Genomic DNA, 18,324 nt, shown 5'->3' with positions numbered 1-18,324 from the left:
ACACAAACCAATCACGCGGCGCCCCCACCGGTAATTTTTGTGTCGGGTTGGGCCCGCCTCTTTATAATGGGAGAAAGAACTATTTTACAATTGTAACGGAACCTTTGTATTTGCTGGTACCATAGTCGATCACATAGAAGTATACGCCGGAGTTTACTCCTTCACCATTCCATTTAAAGTTACTGCTCGTGTTGGAGTACACTTGCTTGCCCCAGCGGTTAAATATCTGAATGCTGGAGAAGACAGCCGTACAGAACTCAGAAGGTAAGTCAGGAACCTCAAAGAAATCGTTCTTACCGTCTCCGTTAGGTGTGAAGATGTTGGGTGGTATATAGTCTGCAATGCTCGGTGCTATTATCCTAAACTCCATCGTCAGTTGCTGTGGCGCCGGGTCACAGGCATCTTCTGCGAGTGTAAAGTTTACGCGCACCACTTCCTGCTCAGTGGCGCTACAGATGGCCTGCATGTTAAACACGCCACTAGCACTGCCTGCCCCTCCTGTGCTCTGGAAACTCATGCCATAGTCAGCCAGGTCAAAGCCATCACCGGTTGCTGTGAGTATAAGATTGTCTGAATCTATGTCAGCTCCTGTGAATTGCGCCTCAAACGTCTCATGCAACTTTAAGTCAAAGGAAAGCACGTTTTGGTCTGAAGTGAGGACCGGGGCGTTGTTGGGTGCTTTTAATCTGAATTCCAGCACCAGCTCCTGGTCTGTGTTAGGGGCACAGGCATCTTCTGTGAGTATGTATTTCACACGGAGCGTGCCCTGGTTGAATGCCTCGCAGGTAGGAGTCCACTGGAAGTTACCTGTAGCCTCGCCATTGCCGCCTGTGCTGGTAAAGGCCATACCATAGTCGGCAAGGTCAAAGCCTTCGCCCTGGGCCAGCAGTGCCAGCAGGTCAGCATCAATGTCGTTGCCGAAGAGGTTGGCTTCGAAGGGGGCACCTACCTCCAGTTCAATCACCTGGACAGGCTGGTCTGAGGTGAGGACAGGGAGGTTGTTGTTGCTTTCCGGCTGCACGTCTATGGTTACCGTTCGTGTGACGGGCTCCTCACAGACGATGGAAGTCACAATGAAATCCAGCTTATAAGATTCATTCTTCATGGCGTCACAGTCTATGTTCCAGTTGAAAGCAGACTGCACCTCACCGGTTCCGCTTCCTCCGGCAAAGGTGATGTCATGGTCGCTGATGGAGAATCCCTGCCCCTCGGCACTTAAAGAAACTACGTCCTCGTCCGTATCTATGCCCAGCACATCAAAATTGATTTTGTCACCATCTTTCACCCTGAACACCCTGTCGGTGGTAGTGAGAGAGACTGTGGGCGGAGCGTCCGGAACTGGTTCCACCACCAGACTGAGGCGCACAGTGTCCTGGCGGGGCAGACTGCACCCATCGTCCTGCACGATAAGGTCCAGTTCATACACTTCTCCGCCGGTGTTAAAGCAATCGGCAAAGCAGATAGTGGCCTTCAGGGAATCAAGTGCGGAGCCCTGGTTGATCATGCCGCTTGTGGTGCCCGTAAAGGTATAGTCCTCACCGGAAAAATTCACAGGTCTCGCCCGCATCGATACAAATTCGCTCAGGTCAGGGTCAGTGACAAAGATATCAATACAACGGCTGTCGGTAGGGTTGATACGTAATATTGTCCCTCTTTCGTAGAACTCCTTCTTCCCCTGCTCACGGGCTACCACCTGTGGTGTTTCGTTTCGGGGGCACTCCAGCACCAGCACCTGGAAATCGCGGCGCACTTCGCCAATCTTTCTTCCGTTCCGGAACTCCTGCGCCCGGACTCCGAAGACAAACAGACCCACCCGGTTCGGGCGCATCGTTAATTGGCCGGTATTCCGGTCTACATTGATAGACGGGCTGCCCTGCACCTGTACATTGCTGCTGTACCCCGGCAGCCACCTGACCTCCGGGTAAGGAGCGGGCTGAGGTGGAACAGTGTAAACAGGCATATTGGTGGTGGTATAGCCATTCAGGGGCGTCACCATGTCATAAACAACAGAGTCACCGTCCGGGTCTGTGCCATTAAAATCAAAATAAAATAGTTCGCCTACGCAGGCATAGTCGCTCAGCGGCGGGAATAGAATAGGGGAGGAGTTGCGAAAGGCTGCTCCGTTCAGCACTACCGGAGGGAACTCCATATAGAACGTCTGGGCAGCATCCTGTGGGTTTACAATGTTATTGATGGTGTTATTGCGGCAGCAGCGCTCCCAGGTAACATAATAGCCCTCCGGGTGGTTGAAGATGGCAGGATTCAGGTAAATATTCTGATAGTAGACAATCTTTCTTGTTACCAGTTCTCCTATGGTGCAGTCGATGTTAGTATACTCTACCAGCGATTGCTCCCTGATTGACATCATCTGGGACGCGATGCGCTGGTTTGTCGCTTTGCTGAAGATGTTAACAGTAATGGTCTGGTCGAGGGCTCCCGGGTTTCCGTTTACCACATCAAAATAAAGATTGAGTTTGAGCCTGTAGTCATAGTCCTGCAGGTGCTCCAGCTCAAACTCACCACCTACAATATGGGTGGCGCGTGCGCTTACAGAAAATAAGAGTACACAAACTAAAAGAAGGAAACATTGCCGCATACGCAAACAGGTAGTAACATGACATTTATTTATGATTTAAATGTATCTAAAAGAAATGAAAGTTAAAACAGTTATTCCTTTGTATATATATTACTTTAATGCGGCAGTTCGCCTGCTTTAGTTCAATTAACCTGCACCTCATCTGGTTGTAATACTTTATCAAGCAATTCATCAAAAGGGAGTGGCTTAGAGAAATAAGGGTCATTGTACACGTTTGTCGCAAATCTGATATAGCCTGGCTGATTGTTTACCTTTATATAATCTAAGAGGATATTGCCATACAGCTGATTGCAAAGACTGGTTCCTGACACATCAGAGGCAGGCGGTGTGAGCACATGTTTCTCTACCATCTCAGTGTAACGCTCATGCCGCACCTTTAATTTGTCGCAGCTGTGCAGGGTATAGCCTTGCGCCTGCACCCTGTCTTTCAGTAAATCAAAAAAGTATGTAAAGTTATTTGCTCCTATACTTGGGTCGTAGAAGAAAATAACACCCCGAACATACTCATCCTGCGTAATCTGCACCCGGAATTGGCTTGGTAAATTTGCCTTTTTGTAATGGTAAGCTTTGAAAAAAGGACCCGTCCAATTCAGGTACACCTGCTCTTTCACCCAGGTGGTATAGGCAGCCATGTGCTTTTCGGATCGCACCAGCCTGGTGCAGGTGGTTTCTCCTCTATCACGGCCCAACAATCGCTTAAAAATTTCGTTAAATGACATTTGATAATTTACCCATAAAACATAGTTTGCTTTAAATAGTTTAAGCCTTGCTAAATGGCCTCTTATCTCAGGCGCGGGTTACCCAGAAATAGCAAATTTTAAATTTAACAAAATTACACTTACGCTCACAAGTCGTGCTTTGGGTTAAGAGCTAAAGTATGCTGCTTAAGATAAGACAACCGTGCTAACGCTATTTTATACATATCACTATGGAAATTTTAACACAGGAACTTGAAACAAAGAAGCGGCTGCTTCAGGAGTGCTCTAAAATTTTGAGTGCCCAGATTCAGGCTGCCAAAGATGCTATGAATCAGGCACAGGAAAGTGCCAATGAGCACCAGGGAGCTATGGAGGATAAATTTGAGTCTTTTAGGGAGAATTGTCAGATACAACGCGACCTGTATGCGCGGCAGTTAGACGAACTGATGAGGACAATGGGTGTTTTGAGAAACATCAACGCTACTAAGATAAATAAAGAGGTATCACTTGGAGCGGTAGTATATACTTCCTTTCAAAACTACTTTATAGGTGTTAGTCTGGGAGAGGTAAAGCTGGACGGGGAGTCTTTTTACGCTATTTCCGGAATGTCTCCATTATATAAGGTAATGGCAGGTACAACCGTTGGCGATGAATTCTCATTCCGGGATAAAACTTACAAGGTGCTGCAGGTTTTTTAATAGCATCAGGAGAAGAACACAAATAAAAAAGAGGATAGCAGCTCAAACTGCTATCCTCTTTTTTATTTGTAAGGGTAAAACTGGCTCCGCCTATTTAATACGCGTCCATGTTTGTGTTCTACCTATCAGCGAGATGCCAATATACCCTTTTACCTCCATTTTGTTTTTGTTGAGCATTTTCATGTATGAAGAGTACGTCTTGCCGCTCTCCGGGTCATAAATAGTACCATCGTCCCATTTGTTGTCTCCATCATACTCAAATCCCTTCATAAAAACCAGCCCCTTCAGTGGTTGCGTGCGTTGCTTCTGGTTAGGGTTGTTCTCGTCTACTTTCGGCTTGCCGTTCTTATTTGGCTCTTTCAAGGTTACAATTTTAGCGCATAGCTGGTTGTTGCCACACTCATAAATTTCAAATTCAGCTTTCTTGTCCTCGTTCGTCCAGACGCCAAGTGGTGATAAATTCTGTGCCCAGGCACCAGTTGAGAACAGCATGAGCACAGCAAAAGATAGAAGATACTTTTTCATGTTTAGGATTTGTTTGTTTGAATATGCAACTAAATATAAGTAAAAAATCAGGATATACTAAACCTTTCAGTACCTGTAGATGCAAATATTCAACCAAAAAGTGTTTTGGTTCGAAAAAAACCTGCTAAGCAGTAATTTCTCCCTTTGTCTCTTAAATTCATTCTTTCTGATGCAATTTTATGTCTCAGTCTGTATTTCCAACCTACTCCAATAATAGGAGCTGATTTTATTAGAGGCGGTGTACTTTTTCTGATATTAGGTTTAGGTAATTTTTTTTTCAGAAAACCTATGCTGCCGGCTTCGTCGTAATTCTTTTTGTAGTTTGTTGATTTTATTTGTAGTTTGTTGATTTTAAAGGAGTTGTTTTTAAGAAGTGCTTCCTTCTAGCCTGCGTAGTACAGCTGAAGGCTGCTGCCTGGAAAAAGTCTAAAAATAAAGTACAAAACCTTGTGAACTTTTAGGCGATGTTTTATCTTTATATCATTGTTATAGTAGCGAGTGCTACGGCTCTGGTCTAACAACCTAATACATTAATTGGTCGAAGGTTCAGGGTTATGTTGGACTAATGAGAAAGGAGGTGCTGATGTCTAATCCCAAACAAGTGTTATCAAGCCTAAGTAATAGTATTCACCTAAACCGTGAGTCGGCTTCATAAACGGGATTCTGCTGTTTATGCAGCAAGCATTACAACTGGTCTTCGGATGGTAACCTGAAACACAGGAAGCCGCTTGGTAAGACTTTTTAGGATTCTGAAACACCTGGTGTAACTTGACGGGCTACACCAGGTGTTTCTTTTTTGCCCCTCCCTGACTTAAAGGTCGTCCTTGTATATGGTGTCGTTTCGCATTCGACGCTCTCTTATAAAAGTACCAACAAAGAATGCCGCAGAAACAAAGCAGCTCAGCCCCATCACTACTAGCAGGATGTTTCTCCTGTTCCATTCAAATGTATCAGGGTCTATTCGCATCGCCAGGATGAAGCCTACCAGAAGTGTGAGCGCCGTTACCGTATGAAACACAAAGCGGTTATGTTTGCGCAGGTGATAAGTGCAGGCCAGCAGCAGCACGCCAAAAAAGGGAGCGATAAGCGCTGTCAGGGGTCTGGCGGGATTCGCGAAATAGCCAATTAAGCCCGCTATGATCAGTACAAGCGCGTTGATGGTGTTAATAATGTAAGGATGTACCATGACAGGATTGATTAAATGTCTTTCGGCCTCAATTAGGCGCGTCATGGTGTTGTGTACGTATAATACGGCAAGTGTTTTTGTGCCCTTGCCGCTACAGGAGCACCTGTCAGAGTAAACGCCTGATTTGCAGGAATCGCCTGCTGTAGCCTGTGCCTTCTACCTTGCTTACCTTTACCCCACCTACAGAAGAAGAATGCACAAACTCAATGTTATCGTCATCAGTGGAAATGATGATGCCTACATGCCCTGGTGTTCGCTTTTTGGGGTTTGTACCCGTAAAAATCACCAAGTCACCTATTTTTGCTTCATCACGCGCTACAAACTCGCCTTCTTTTGCCTGCAGGGCAGATGAATGCGGCACTGCAACGTCAAACTTCTGGAATACGTGCGTGATAAAGCCGGAGCAGTCAAAGCCCTTTGGGCTAACTCCAGCCCAGACATAAGGGGTGCCTAAGAGACTCATGGCATAGGTAATCAGCTTTTTCTTATTGTTTTCACCTCCTTTTTCTTCTGCTATAGCGGAGGGATTATCTTCTGGAACGGCAAAATTTTCTTTTAAGTCAGATGCAACTGTTTCGGGTTCAATCAGGGTCTCTGCTAGCATAGCAGGTTCGTTGTCGGCTACTATTAAGGGTGTTTGCTGTGGCGCTGCCCATAGCAGCATTGTTAGTAGTGATAATGGTAACAACATAAGCATCATTGTCTTTTTCATAGCGTCTGATCGTTAAGTGTGATATACTACATGGAAATTTCATGCCAGCAAAGCTTCAAAATTAAGAAAATATTACCAGGAGTAACACAAGATCACAGTTTGGTAAACGCAACAGGCACCAAGCTAATTATCGTACTTGATTTTCACCTGCTGTTTTATGGCTTTCACATTGTGTATTCGTGCACTTACTTAATATCCTTATTTTTTGTAACATTTTGAGATTGTTATATTAATTTGTATAGAAAGAATGCTATATTTGTTAAGGATGTGTAAATATTAGGAGAATATGGAAGTGTACAGCACAAGTTCGGTGGCGGTTAAATATGTTCAGGCGCAGGGGAGGCTTCTTTTGCAGTGTTGCGGGAATTTCAATTCCAGGGAATTTCGTGAGAGCCTTTTAGTGGCTTTGCAATTTGCATCTGATTACCACGTAAAGCAGTGGCTGCTGGATTACCGTGCAATAGGGGCACTAAGCGAAGAGGAGGAGACATGGCTGCACACGCATCTTTACCCCCGCATTATGATGACAATGGGTACTGATAATTATGTGGCCATTGTTTTGTCAGACAAATGCTACCAGGCCTTGTTGAGCGAAGCGGGCTTATATGGCCTCCAAAGTTTTAACTCTTTCATCATCATGAACACTTTCTCACAAACGTCTGATGCGGTTGCCTGGCTGGATTCAAGCATGATTTCCCATGCCTCCTGACGCTACAGCGTTTACCTTCTAGCATGTGGGGATTTTGATAAGCACGGTATTTGTTGTAAAATGCCAAAGCTTATATAAACTAATCCTTAACATAAACATGCACAAACAAAACCGATTTAAATTTTCCCTCTTACTTGTTGCCATTATTACCCTGGGCAACGCAGCCGCTGCGCTTGCAGCAGAATTACGCTACACTTTATCTATGCCTCAGCCACATACACACTACTTTGAGGTAGAGGCGGAACTGAGTGGAGCGAAGAAAAACTATGTTGATTTTACGCTTCCTGTATGGGCTCCCGGGTCTTACCTGGTGCGTGAGTTCGCAAAAAACGTAGAGGGCTTTGAAGCCACCGACAAATCGGGTAAGGCGCTTCGTTCTGAGAAAATAGATAAAAACACGTGGCGCGTGTACAGCAATAAGGCAGATGTGGTACGTGCCAGATATGATGTTTATGCCTACGAGCTAAGTGTGCGCACCAGCTACCTCGATGCTTCCCATGGCTATGTGAATGGTACCAGTATTTTCATGTATCCGGAAGGATACGAGAAGGAAAGCGGAACGCTGGTGGTGAAGCCTTACAACGGCTGGGATAAAGTATCGACCGGTTTAAAAAGCACAGGTAACTTTACCTACACTTTCCCAAACTACGATATTCTGGCGGATTCCCCACTTGAGATTGGTAACCACGAAGTTTATACTTTTACGGCCGCAGGGGTACCTCATGAGGTAGCCATGTACGGAGAAGGCAACTATGAGCCCAACCGCCTGATGACAGATATGAAGGAGGTAGTGGAAGAAGCCGTTAAAGTAATGGGAGAATTGCCTGTAGAGCGTTATGTGTTCATCGTGCATAACCTGAACCGTGGCGGCGGTGGCTTAGAGCACCTGAACTCTACGACACTGCAGACTTCCCGCTGGAACTACGGCACTGAAGCCGGTTACAACGGCTTTCTTAGCCTGGTGGCACACGAGTACTTCCACCTCTGGAATGTAAAACGCCTGCGTCCGCTGGCGCTGGGGCCCTTCAACTACAATGAGGAGAATTATACAGACTTGCTTTGGGTGTCTGAGGGTATTACCAGCTTTTATGACGACCTCCTTGTGCGTCGTTCAGGTTTTACCACACCGCAGCGTTACCTCGATGTAGTGGCAGGAAGCATCACTTCAGTAGAGAACACACCGGGAAATAAAGTGCAGACAGTGGCAGAAGCAAGCTATGATGCCTGGATTAAGTACTACAGACGCAGCGAAAACTCAAACAACGCAGAGGTTTCTTATTATACCAAGGGAGGCGTGCTGGGGCAGCTGCTGAACATGGAAATAATGGAGGCAACAAACGGAGAAAAGAGCCTGGATGATGTAATGCGCAACATGTATAACCGCTATTATAAGCAGCTGGGCAGGGGCTTTAAAGAAGCAGAGTTTAAAGAGGCTGTCGAAAAAGTATCCGGTCGTAACATGGATGCTTTTTTCCGTAATTACGTGAATGGTACTGAAACGCCAGATTATAATCAGTTTTTCGATGCAGCTGGTTTGCGCCTGGTGAACATTAGCGAAGGAAGCAACCTTGCAAGCTGGGGAGCCACTACAGCCGTTGCGGATGGTAAAGTACTTGTTCGTGGTGTAAGCCGTGGTAGCTCCGCTTATGAAGGTGGCCTGAATGTGAATGACGAGATTATTGCCGTAAACGGATACCGTGTTGGTGATGATTTAAGTCGCTATGTGGGTGGCCTGAGCATAGGAGATACAGCTGAAGTGCTGGTAACGCGCGACGGAAAGCTACAGACACTGCGCATTCCGATGCTGAAGGACGAAAGTGTGCGCTATCGCTTTGAGCGGGTACAGAACCCATCAAGTGTACAGCAGAAGATCTTTAACAAATGGTTAGCAGTTGACCAAAGCTAATTCTTCAGTTCTTTTCGTTTAAAGCTTAAAGAGTGGTGGGAGTAAGGCAGAAGCCTTCTCCCACCACTCTTTTTTTTATGATCAACCTACTTTTAGGATCTGATAAGCTGTGAATGCTTGCATGAGTAAGGAAAAGGTGCAGAAAATTTATTTTAAATAATGGAGTAAAGCAGGGAGAAGGTTTAATTTTGTCAGAAACAGTGCAATTTCAGGAGGAGAAGCACAGTTGAAAGATTGAAGTTATTACATATATATTAAAGTTTTTATATTGCAATATAACTATGTATATTTCGGAATCATTAACCAAAAACGTGCTTTAAAAATGGTGATATTTGAAACGCCATGCGTTGAAATTTCTTATGTATTCCAGGTTAGCTGTTTGTTTATCAAATGGTTGTCTAAGCCTGATACTGCTTCATTTATTGAGGCCCACGGTGCTGCTTTACAATTTTCTATAGATAACCCGGTAGTGAGGTCATATTGTACTGATCTAACCTCCATTGGCTCCCTCACCAGGGAGCAGGAGTCATGGTTGAGCCTGGAATACTATCAGAAGTCGTACAATAAGCTAAAAAAAGATTTTTTTGTTGCTGTTATATTTTCGGAGGAGCATTTTAAAGCCGTCGTTACAAATTACCAGATACCTTCTGCCTTATCGCCACACCCGTACGTTTACTTTAACTATTTTACAGATCAGCAGGAGGCACTGCACTGGCTGGAGAGCATAGAAAAAGGCCAGGATTTAGCGTTTCTTTCCACTGTATCCTGACCTTTATGCTTATTGGGCTCTAGAGAAGCAAATCAAGGGAATATACCCAGTGACTCGTAGCTCACACCAATTTTCTCTATAGCTGCCAGGAATGCCGCTGTTCTCAAATCCGGTATATTCTTTTGCTGCATCACATCCCTAATCTCATGATAGGCGTTGATCATGGTGTCTTCAAGACCAGAGCGTACTAAACTTATTTCGTCTGAACCTTGTGACAGGAACGCACGCTCTTTTGCTGTCATACTCTTGCCTGATGAGGATTCGATGGCATTCACTAAGCGAAGGTAGCTGGCTTCTTCGGCGCGCTTGCCCATACGGCCAAAGCGTACGTTAGACAGGTTCTTCAGCCACTCAAAATAGGATACCGTTACACCACCTGCATTTAGATACAAATCCGGCAAAATAATAATACCGTTCTTTATCAGTATCTCTTCTGCCTCGCGGGTAACAGGGCCGTTGGCGCCTTCAGCCACAATTTTAGCTTTTATTCTACCTGCATTGCCGCTGTGAATTACGTTTTCAAGGGCTGCAGGAATCAGAATATCGCATTCCATTTCCAATAATTCCGCAGAATCATTGATGTTCTTGGAGTCTTTGAAGTTGAGAATGGAGCCATGTTCGCTTCTATGCCTGAATGCTTCTTTAACATCTATTCCGTTTTCATTGTAGATACCACCTTCCCGCTCTGCTATACCTACAATCACACCACCATCCTGCTGGCAGAAATGAGCTGCATGGTAACCTACGTTACCTAAACCCTGCACAATAATACGCTTACCTTCCAGAGTATTACCATTCAGGCCTTTGCCTTCCAGCAGTTCCGAATCGCCAAGGGCCTCCCGGATACCAAAATAAACTCCCAGGCCCGTTGCTTCCGCACGCCCTCTTATACCTCCCTGTCCTACTGGCTTACCTGTCACACAGCCCAGCGCACTGGTTTCCCCATACTTAAAAGTCTGGTAGGTGTCGGCGATCCAAGCCATTTCACGGCTACCCGTACCATAATCCGGTGCCGGTACATCTATACCCGGGCCTATCAGGTTTTTCTTGATCAGTTCGGTTGCATAGCGCCGGGTAACACTTTCTAATGTTTTAACAGAACTGGTGCGCGGGTTTATCTTCACGCCTCCTTTGGCCCCGCCAAAAGGCACGTCTACTACAGCGCACTTAAATGTCATTAGAGTGGCCAGGGCCTTTACCTCGTCTTCGTCTACCTGCATGCTGTAACGGATACCTCCTTTAGACGGAAGCTTGTGGTGGCTGTGCTGCACCCGTATACCTTCTATCACTTCGATCTTACCCTCTATTTCAACAGGGAAGGAGACTTTATAAACGCTGTTGGGAGCTTTAATTTGCGCCAGAATGCCGGGGCTAAGCCGAGAGTAGCTTGCCGCCTGATCGAAAAACTGGTGTACACTATCTAAGAACTTTTTGCCTTCGTTAGGTTCGTTTGCCATACAAGTTTTTTCTTTTTTTAGATGTTCATGTGTTGATTTTAAAACGGTTCTCAGCCGGATTTGTTTGCTTTGCTTTCTTTCCGTCAGGTTATAGCAGGAAACAATATAAACTTAGACGCTGCTGAAACCTGTGCAAGATAACTATACTAATATTAAATAAAATATATATTTAATTCTCTTGTTTTATTCTTCTATAAATCGCAACTTTGGAAGAATAATTATAATAATATCATTATGTCCGGCGTTGCAATAATGTTCCTTAACATTTCCCATAATCCCCACATTGTTTGTTGATATGAGATCTTCCAAATCAATGTTATCCGCTAGTATTGCCACCACAGGTACTTCAACAGCGTTACGCACAGGTTTTGAAAGTAGCGCTGCCTCTAGTTTGATTGAGGTGTCATTTGATAAAGTAAACCATATACTGGTGGTAAACTGGGAGGGTGAACTCAGCTCTGATGAAATCCGGAAAGGCTATGACATCCTGATGGAGGAGGTGCGTATCCACAAGCCAAAGAAGTTGCTGCTGGACTTACATAACAGGGGTACCATAAGGCGCAGCGATCAGCGGTGGGTGTTTTCGACGGTTTTCCCAAACATTCTCAGAACAATAGGAGAAACTGTTTTCGTAGCCATAGTCTTACCTGTTTCCCTTTACTTTGGGCTGGTGGGGGAGATGGATGGAGATGAACTGATGCATGAGAACAACTTCCTTATTATACATCATGCGCTATACCAGGAGGAGGCTTATCGTTGGCTGAATACAATATATGTTTCCAGCACAAACCTTGCGTAAATATTTTTCTAAACATAAAAAGGCCCGGCTAAGACGCTGATCTTAGCCGGGCCTTTTATTATATATGATGCTTTCTATTTTACGGAAAGAAGCTCCACGTCAAATATAAGGGTTGAATTTGGTCCGATGGTACCTCCGGCGCCCTGTGCACCATAAGCAAGGTTAGCAGGAATGAAGAGTCTCCACTTAGAGCCTTCTTTCATCATTTGCAGTGCTTCTGTCCAGCCGGCTATCACACCGTTTACCGGGAAAGTAGCAGGCTCGTTACGTTCGTAGCTGGAGTCAAATACAGTGCCGTCGATGAGAGTGCCGTGATAGTGTGTGGTAACTGTGTCGGTAGCAGATGGCGATTTGCCTGAACCTTCCTGCAGCACCTGGTACTGGAGTCCGCTTGGAAGCGTCTTCACACCTTCGTTATTTTTATTTTCAGCTAAAAAGGCCTCACCTGCCTGCTTGTTTTCAGAACCGGCAGAGTTTTGCTTTTGCGCCATCTCCTGCTGCAGCGCCATCATCGCCTGCTGCACTTCATCCTGAGACAAAGTAGAAGGTTTGCCTTCCAGCACTTCTTTCATTCCTTTTACAAAAGGATCTGATTCAATATCGATGCCTTGCTTTTTCAGGTTATTGGCCATGTCGCGGCCGATAATGTAGCTGATTTTTTCCTTTAAATTCATAGTATGTTGTTTTGCACGCGCTGTGCTTGTCAAAATTATTTATACCGCTTGGCTGCGGCAATGTTACAAAGCTAGGCATTTTGATGTGAAATGAAAGAATCTGCCAAGCCCCTATCTTTCTCATTATAGTATAGTATTCGGTTCTGGCGGCAATACCTAAAATAAAAAGTGACCCTTTCTTCCAGAAGAGAGAGCCACTTTAAGTGGTGGAAATAAGGTCCGCTAGAGATAGAGGTGATAATCTTCCTCAGAAGTATCTAAGCGAAGTTTGGATGGCAGCAACCAGTTTTTCATGATCAGGCTGACTGTAGTTCCGATAAGGAAGAGCGAGGACAGTGTGGTAATTCTTTTCATGATGCGAGCATTTAACAGGTGAGACAGGGTGCTTTTTTCATATTAACGTATCAGTATATCGATAAGTTCTGTTCTTATGTTATGAATTCGTAAATATTTTGTGATTACCCACTCACTTATTAATATCTTGTTAACATGACCGTAAACTTTACGTCATTTAAAGACTTTATTCCCTTTTCTGAGGCTTAGCTGTATTCGCTTCCGTCTTCATCAGACATATCAATATTGAACACTGTATCCTGAAAGCAGTTGGACAGGAACATACATGCCGCTGTACCCAAAAGAAGTAATGTTGTGCCAAACAGGAGCAGAGGAGAAACTGATTTAAACTGTGCCATGGTAATGTGAAGGTTTAGGTAAAATATAGCTTACGGTTCTGCAGAAGAATCCGATGTTATGTTTTGTTAACGAGAAACCGCTATAAAAAGAAGAGCCGGAAAGGAATCTTTCCGGCTCTTCTTTTTACTTTATACCTTTCAGGTAAGCGTGTGTTCTGTTTCAGGTGCTACATGTTTCTACGGTACTGGCCACCTACTTCAAAAAGGGCGTTCGTAATCTGCCCAAGCGAACAGTATTTCACCGTTTCCATCATCTCTTCAAAGATGTTACCGTTACTAATCGCCACCTGCTGTATCCGCTTCAGCATCTCAGCCGATTTATCGGCATTGCGCTCCTGAAGCCTGTGTACCATGCTTATCTGGTATTTCTTCTCTTCTTCGGTAGCGCGTATCACCTCTGTCGGAATAACAGTAGGGGAGCCTTGGGAAGATAGGAAGGTGTTTACTCCGATGATCGGGTATTCGCCAGTATGCTTTAGCGTCTCATAGTACAGGCTTTCCTCCTGAATTTTACCGCGCTGGTACATCGTCTCCATCGCGCCCAACACGCCTCCGCGCTCTGTAATCCGGTCGAACTCGGTCAAAACGGCCTCTTCCACCAGATCAGTCAACTCTTCAATAATGAACGAGCCTTGCAGAGGGTTCTCATTCTTCGCCAGCCCTAACTCACGGTTGATGATCAGCTGAATAGCCATGGCACGACGTACAGAAGCCTCTGTAGGTGTTGTGATTGCCTCATCGTAAGCGTTTGTGTGCAGCGAGTTACAGTTGTCGTAAATTGCATACAGTGCCTGCAGCGTCGTGCGGATGTCGTTGAAGTCAATTTCCTGTGCGTGCAGCGAACGGCCCGACGTCTGGATGTGGTACTTCAGCATTTGAGAACGGGCATTGGCGCCATACTTCATCTTCATGGCCTTCGCCCAGATGCGGCGCGCCACACGGCCTATCACCGCATATTCCGGGTCGATGCCGTTAGAGAAGAAGAAGCTCAGGTTCGGTGCGAATTTATTGATGTCCATGCCGCGGCTCACATAGTACTCTACAAAGGTAAAGCCGTTGGCCAGTGTGAAAGCAAGCTGCGAAATTGGGTTTGCGCCTGCCTCGGCAATGTGATAACCCGATATAGACACCGAATAGAAGTTGCGCACGCTCTTGTCGATGAAGTATTGCTGCACGTCACCCATCAAACGAAGCGAGAATTCTGTAGAGAAGATACAGGTGTTCTGTGCCTGGTCTTCTTTCAGGATATCCGCCTGCACTGTGCCGCGTACGGAAGCCAATGTACGCTCCTTGATTTGCTGGTATACATCCACCGGCAGTACCTGGTCGCCGGTTACGCCCAGCAACATCAGTCCAAGGCCGTTATTGCCTTCCGGAAGTTTGCCCTGGTAACGCGGACGATCCGTTTCTTTCTCTTTGTAAATGGCTTCTATCTTCAGGTTCACCTCTTCTTCCAGGCCATTCTCTTTTATATAGAGTTCGCACTGCTGGTCGATAGCGGCATTCATAAAGAAGCCTGTCAGGATAGCAGCCGGGCCATTTATGGTCATGGAGACGGAGGTCATTGCATCCGCGAGGTTGAAGCCGGAATACAGTTTTTTGGCATCGTCAAGACAGCAGATGCTAACGCCAGAATTACCGATCTTGCCATAGATATCCGGTCTGTAATCCGGGTCTTCACCGTACAGCGTTACCGAGTCGAAAGCGGTTGATAAACGCTTGGCCGGTAAGCCAAGGCTTACGTAATGGAAGCGACGGTTTGTGCGCTCTGGTCCGCCTTCACCGGCAAACATACGGGTTGGGTCTTCGCCTTCGCGTTTAAACGGAAACACACCTGCCGTGTAAGGAAACTCGCCCGGCACGTTCTCTTGTAGGTTCCACTTCAGCAAATCACCCCAGGCCTCATACTTTGGCGTGGCTACTTTCGGTATCTGCAGGTGAGAGAGCGACTCGGTATGTGTCTTTATCTTAATTTCCTTGTCACGTACCTTGAAAACAAAGAACTCGTTTTTATAAGCCTGCACTTTCTCCTTCCAGTTTTCCAGAATCTTCTTGTTCTGTCCGTCCAGGTTGAGTTCTATCTCTTCATAAGCCTGCTCCAACTGCTTTATAAGACGGTCTTTGTCTTCAACCTCTATACCCTGTACTGCTTCAATAGATTTGCGGATGCCGTATAGCTTCTGGGCTACCTCTGCCTGGTCTTTGCTCCACTTGTCGTAGTTGCGGATAGTCTCAGAGATCTCGGAAAGGTAACGGGTGCGGGCAGGAGGGATGATGAATACCTTCTCCGACATTTCCTTTGAAGTCTGCAGGTTTGAATTCAGCTCCACACCGGTTTTCTCTACTATTTTGGCAATTAACGCCCGGTAAAGCTGGTTCATACCCGGGTCATTGAATTGCGAAGCGATGGTGCCGAACACTGGAATATCTTCATCGTTCACGTCCCATAGCTGGTGGTTGCGCTTATATTGCTTCTTCACGTCACGCAGGGCATCCAGGGCACCACGCTTATCGAACTTGTTCAGGGCGATAACATCGGCAAAGTCCAGCATATCGATTTTCTCGAGCTGCGTGGCAGCGCCGTACTCTGGTGTCATCACATATAGGCTGGTATCAGAATGCTCAATAATCTCCGTGTCTGACTGGCCAATACCAGAGGTTTCAAGTATAATCAGGTCGAAATCGGCTGCTTTTACAATGTCAACAGCGTCCTGCACATATTTGCTAAGGGCAAGGTTGCTCTGGCGGGTAGCCAGCGAGCGCATGTACACTCTTTCGTTGGAGATAGAATTCATCCTGATTCTGTCACCTAAAAGAGCACCACCTGTCTTCCGCTTGGAGGGGTCTACCGAGATAATTGCTATTTTCTTTTCAGGGAAGTCCTGCAGGAAGCGGCGTACCAATTCATCCACCAGCGACGATTTACCCGCACCGCCAGTACCCGTTATACCTAGTACAGGAGTAGTGACAGTTTGCGCCTGCTCTCTTACTCCTTTCAGTATGCTTTGCGCTTCCTCCGGGAAGTTTTCTGCGGCAGAGATAAGCCTTGCAATCGCTTTCGGGTCCTGGTCGCGCAGGTGCTTTGCTTCTCCGTTCAGGTCTTTGCCAGTCGGGAAGTCGCATTGCTGCAGCATATCATTGATCATACCCTGCAAGCCCATCGAACGGCCATCGTCGGGAGAATAGATGCGGGTAATACCATACGCCTGCAGTTCCTTAATCTCATCAGGCAGGATAACACCGCCTCCGCCACCGAATAAACGGATATGGCCGCTGCCGCGCTCCTGCAGCAGATCATACATATATTTAAAGTACTCGATGTGGCCGCCCTGATAGGAGGTAATGGCAATGGCCTGTGCATCTTCCTGAATGGCACAGTCCACAATCTCCTGCACCGAGCGGTTGTGCCCAAGGTGAATCACCTCAGCTCCCGAAGCCTGAATGATGCGTCGCATAATATTAATAGACGCATCGTGGCCGTCGAACAGAGAGGCGGCTGTTACCACACGTACGTGGTTAACAGGCTTGTATGGTTCTACTGTAGTAACTTGCATAGTATGTTTAACAAAATTCTTTCAAATTTGATGCAAATATAGGCAATATATCCCAAAATAGCCGGTGAAGCGCCCTCTGTAAAACTATGTACAAAGGAGGCACTCACTTACTTTTTAGATATACCTGCTTTTGTTATCACAGGCCACAGGAAATAGAGCACCTGTGATATCAGCCTTGAATACGGTTCTACTGGATATTGTTTGCTGCTTTGGAAAATGCTCCTGCACGGGGAAGGTAATTGACAAGTCGAGTTCTGCGCAACAGTCCCAGCGGGACGACCTGTTGATAGCATGGCTATAAGCGAGGAACTTAGCTCCGGAGGAGCGACCTGGTAGAAATTTTTACAGGTCGCTCCTCCGGAACTATGGAATTAAATGATTGAATTCTATTAACAAATCGTCCCGCTGGGACTAAAGTACCTTCGAAGTGTATGTGCAGTTGCAGCTAATAACAGGGATTACAACAAATACCAAATAGCCAGAGAAGAAGATAGTAGTAGCAGACTTGAACAAAGAAAGAGAGGTTAGTTAGCCGTACCAGTACTCTAGTTTAGGCGGGATACTAATCAGCATCCTAAATCTTATTTTTAAGCTAATTTACCCTAAGCCTGCTTCTTTTGCCAGAGACACCAAATCGGCAACATTGTTGGTGCCAAGCTTGTGCTGTATGTTTTTTCGGTGGGTGCTGACGGTATTGATGCTGATAAACAGCTTTTCAGCGATTTCCTTTGTACTAAAGCCCTTGCACACTAACGTCAGTACTTCAAGCTCTCGCTGCCGAAGGCTTTTTATGAGAAGCTTGTGCTTGAGTTTAAGGTTTTCTTTCAGAGCCGCTGCCAATTGTTTGTCTGTGTTCATCTGCGGACTTAAGTCTACATCCACACATAGTAACTCTTTTACCTGGCCTTCTTGATTTTTGCTATAGGCTTTTGCCCAACCCATAAACCATTTATAGTCCTTTGCCTCCTTGTGCTTTGCTCTGAATATACCGCCAAATTCAGCGCCGTCGAAATGTTGGTAATGATCTACACTATCATCCGGTATATTATGGTCATCCGGATGAACAATTTTATAGAGATACTCCCATCCGCCCATCTCCAGAATTTCATCAAGTGTATAGCCGAGCGTTTCCTCATTTGTCTTGTTGCACCAGACGACTCCTTTTTCCAGGCTCGAAATATAGATGCTGGCAGGAACTTCGTGTACAATTCTTTCCAGAAAAGCGACTTTCTCTCGTAGAATAGAGAGTTCAGTCTCTAAATCGTGAGGCTGTTGTTCCAAAGGTGTGGTAGTCTGTTGCTCAGGCATTGTGCAAAGTTAGGCGATAGCGTTATTGTACTTAAAAATCC

Annotated in this window: 14 protein-coding genes; 5 read left to right on the top strand and 9 right to left on the bottom strand. The window is 45.7% G+C overall.

Annotated features, from left to right (window positions below):
- Positions 1–79: 79 nt before the first annotated feature.
- Together DXT99_RS02145 and DXT99_RS02140 are read right to left on the bottom strand one after the other, a co-directional pair.
- Positions 80–2,596: a gliding motility-associated C-terminal domain-containing protein gene (locus tag DXT99_RS02145; protein WP_115563866.1), complete on the bottom strand. Its 2,517-nt coding sequence runs from the start codon at positions 2,594–2,596 to the stop codon at positions 80–82.
- Positions 2,597–2,718: 122 nt separating this feature from the next.
- Positions 2,719–3,315 carry a hypothetical protein gene (locus DXT99_RS02140; protein WP_115563865.1) on the bottom strand — a complete coding sequence of 199 codons (597 nt, stop codon included), beginning with the start codon at positions 3,313–3,315 and terminating at the stop codon, positions 2,719–2,721.
- Between the two features lie 209 nt (positions 3,316–3,524).
- Between DXT99_RS02140 and DXT99_RS02135 the strand changes: the two genes are divergently transcribed.
- On the top strand, positions 3,525–3,992 hold the full coding sequence (locus tag DXT99_RS02135) for a hypothetical protein (protein WP_115563864.1): 468 nt from the start codon (positions 3,525–3,527) through the stop codon (positions 3,990–3,992).
- A gap of 90 nt (positions 3,993–4,082) precedes the next feature.
- On the opposite strand, the gene DXT99_RS02130 is transcribed toward DXT99_RS02135, so the two are convergent.
- From DXT99_RS02130 to DXT99_RS02120, 3 genes are all read right to left on the bottom strand, one after another.
- Positions 4,083–4,517 (bottom strand): DUF2147 domain-containing protein, encoded by a 435-nt coding sequence (locus tag DXT99_RS02130; RefSeq protein ID WP_246000410.1) that lies wholly within the window; start codon positions 4,515–4,517, stop codon positions 4,083–4,085.
- An 811-nt stretch (positions 4,518–5,328) separates the two neighbouring features.
- On the bottom strand, positions 5,329–5,748 hold the full coding sequence (locus DXT99_RS02125) for a hypothetical protein (protein ID WP_246000409.1): 420 nt from the start codon (positions 5,746–5,748) through the stop codon (positions 5,329–5,331).
- Between the two features lie 61 nt (positions 5,749–5,809).
- The gene (locus DXT99_RS02120; RefSeq protein ID WP_246000408.1) at positions 5,810–6,394 is read right to left on the bottom strand and encodes a C40 family peptidase; all 585 of its coding nucleotides are present in this window, start codon (positions 6,392–6,394) and stop codon (positions 5,810–5,812) included.
- A gap of 427 nt (positions 6,395–6,821) precedes the next feature.
- Between DXT99_RS02120 and DXT99_RS02115 the strand changes: the two genes are divergently transcribed.
- The 3 genes from DXT99_RS02115 to DXT99_RS02105 all read left to right on the top strand — a co-directional run bounded on the left by DXT99_RS02115 (position 6,822) and on the right by DXT99_RS02105 (position 9,799).
- A complete protein-coding gene (locus DXT99_RS02115) occupies positions 6,822–7,124 on the top strand; it encodes a hypothetical protein (RefSeq protein WP_246000407.1) in 303 nt (100 codons plus the stop codon).
- A gap of 97 nt (positions 7,125–7,221) precedes the next feature.
- Positions 7,222–9,030 (top strand): M61 family metallopeptidase, encoded by a 1,809-nt coding sequence (locus DXT99_RS02110; RefSeq protein ID WP_246000406.1) that lies wholly within the window; start codon positions 7,222–7,224, stop codon positions 9,028–9,030.
- 469 nt (positions 9,031–9,499) lie between these two features.
- Positions 9,500–9,799, top strand: coding sequence for a hypothetical protein (locus DXT99_RS02105; protein WP_147294155.1), 300 nt, complete (start codon positions 9,500–9,502; stop codon positions 9,797–9,799).
- A gap of 32 nt (positions 9,800–9,831) precedes the next feature.
- Here the strand turns inward: DXT99_RS02105 and DXT99_RS02100 are convergent, their stop codons facing one another.
- Positions 9,832–11,256 (bottom strand): Glu/Leu/Phe/Val family dehydrogenase, encoded by a 1,425-nt coding sequence (locus tag DXT99_RS02100; RefSeq protein WP_115563860.1) that lies wholly within the window; start codon positions 11,254–11,256, stop codon positions 9,832–9,834.
- A 313-nt stretch (positions 11,257–11,569) separates the two neighbouring features.
- Between DXT99_RS02100 and DXT99_RS02095 the strand changes: the two genes are divergently transcribed.
- On the top strand, positions 11,570–12,055 hold the full coding sequence (locus tag DXT99_RS02095) for a hypothetical protein (protein WP_147294154.1): 486 nt from the start codon (positions 11,570–11,572) through the stop codon (positions 12,053–12,055).
- A gap of 74 nt (positions 12,056–12,129) precedes the next feature.
- Here the strand turns inward: DXT99_RS02095 and DXT99_RS02090 are convergent, their stop codons facing one another.
- From DXT99_RS02090 to DXT99_RS02080, 3 genes are all read right to left on the bottom strand, one after another.
- A complete protein-coding gene (locus DXT99_RS02090) occupies positions 12,130–12,729 on the bottom strand; it encodes an FKBP-type peptidyl-prolyl cis-trans isomerase (protein WP_115563858.1) in 600 nt (199 codons plus the stop codon).
- Positions 12,730–13,588: 859 nt separating this feature from the next.
- Entirely contained in the window at positions 13,589–16,975 is a 3,387-nt protein-coding gene (locus tag DXT99_RS02085; protein WP_115563857.1) for a methylmalonyl-CoA mutase family protein, read from the bottom strand.
- A 597-nt stretch (positions 16,976–17,572) separates the two neighbouring features.
- On the bottom strand, positions 17,573–18,256 hold the full coding sequence (locus DXT99_RS02080; RefSeq protein WP_246000405.1) for a LuxR C-terminal-related transcriptional regulator: 684 nt from the start codon (positions 18,254–18,256) through the stop codon (positions 17,573–17,575).
- Positions 18,257–18,324 lie beyond the last annotated feature (68 nt).

It is taken from the genome of Pontibacter diazotrophicus, assembly GCF_003367245.1.
Taxonomy (GTDB): domain Bacteria; phylum Bacteroidota; class Bacteroidia; order Cytophagales; family Hymenobacteraceae; genus Pontibacter; species Pontibacter diazotrophicus.
The sequence above is the reverse complement of the archived record's forward strand: the minus strand, read 5'-3'. Positions and strand labels throughout refer to the sequence as shown.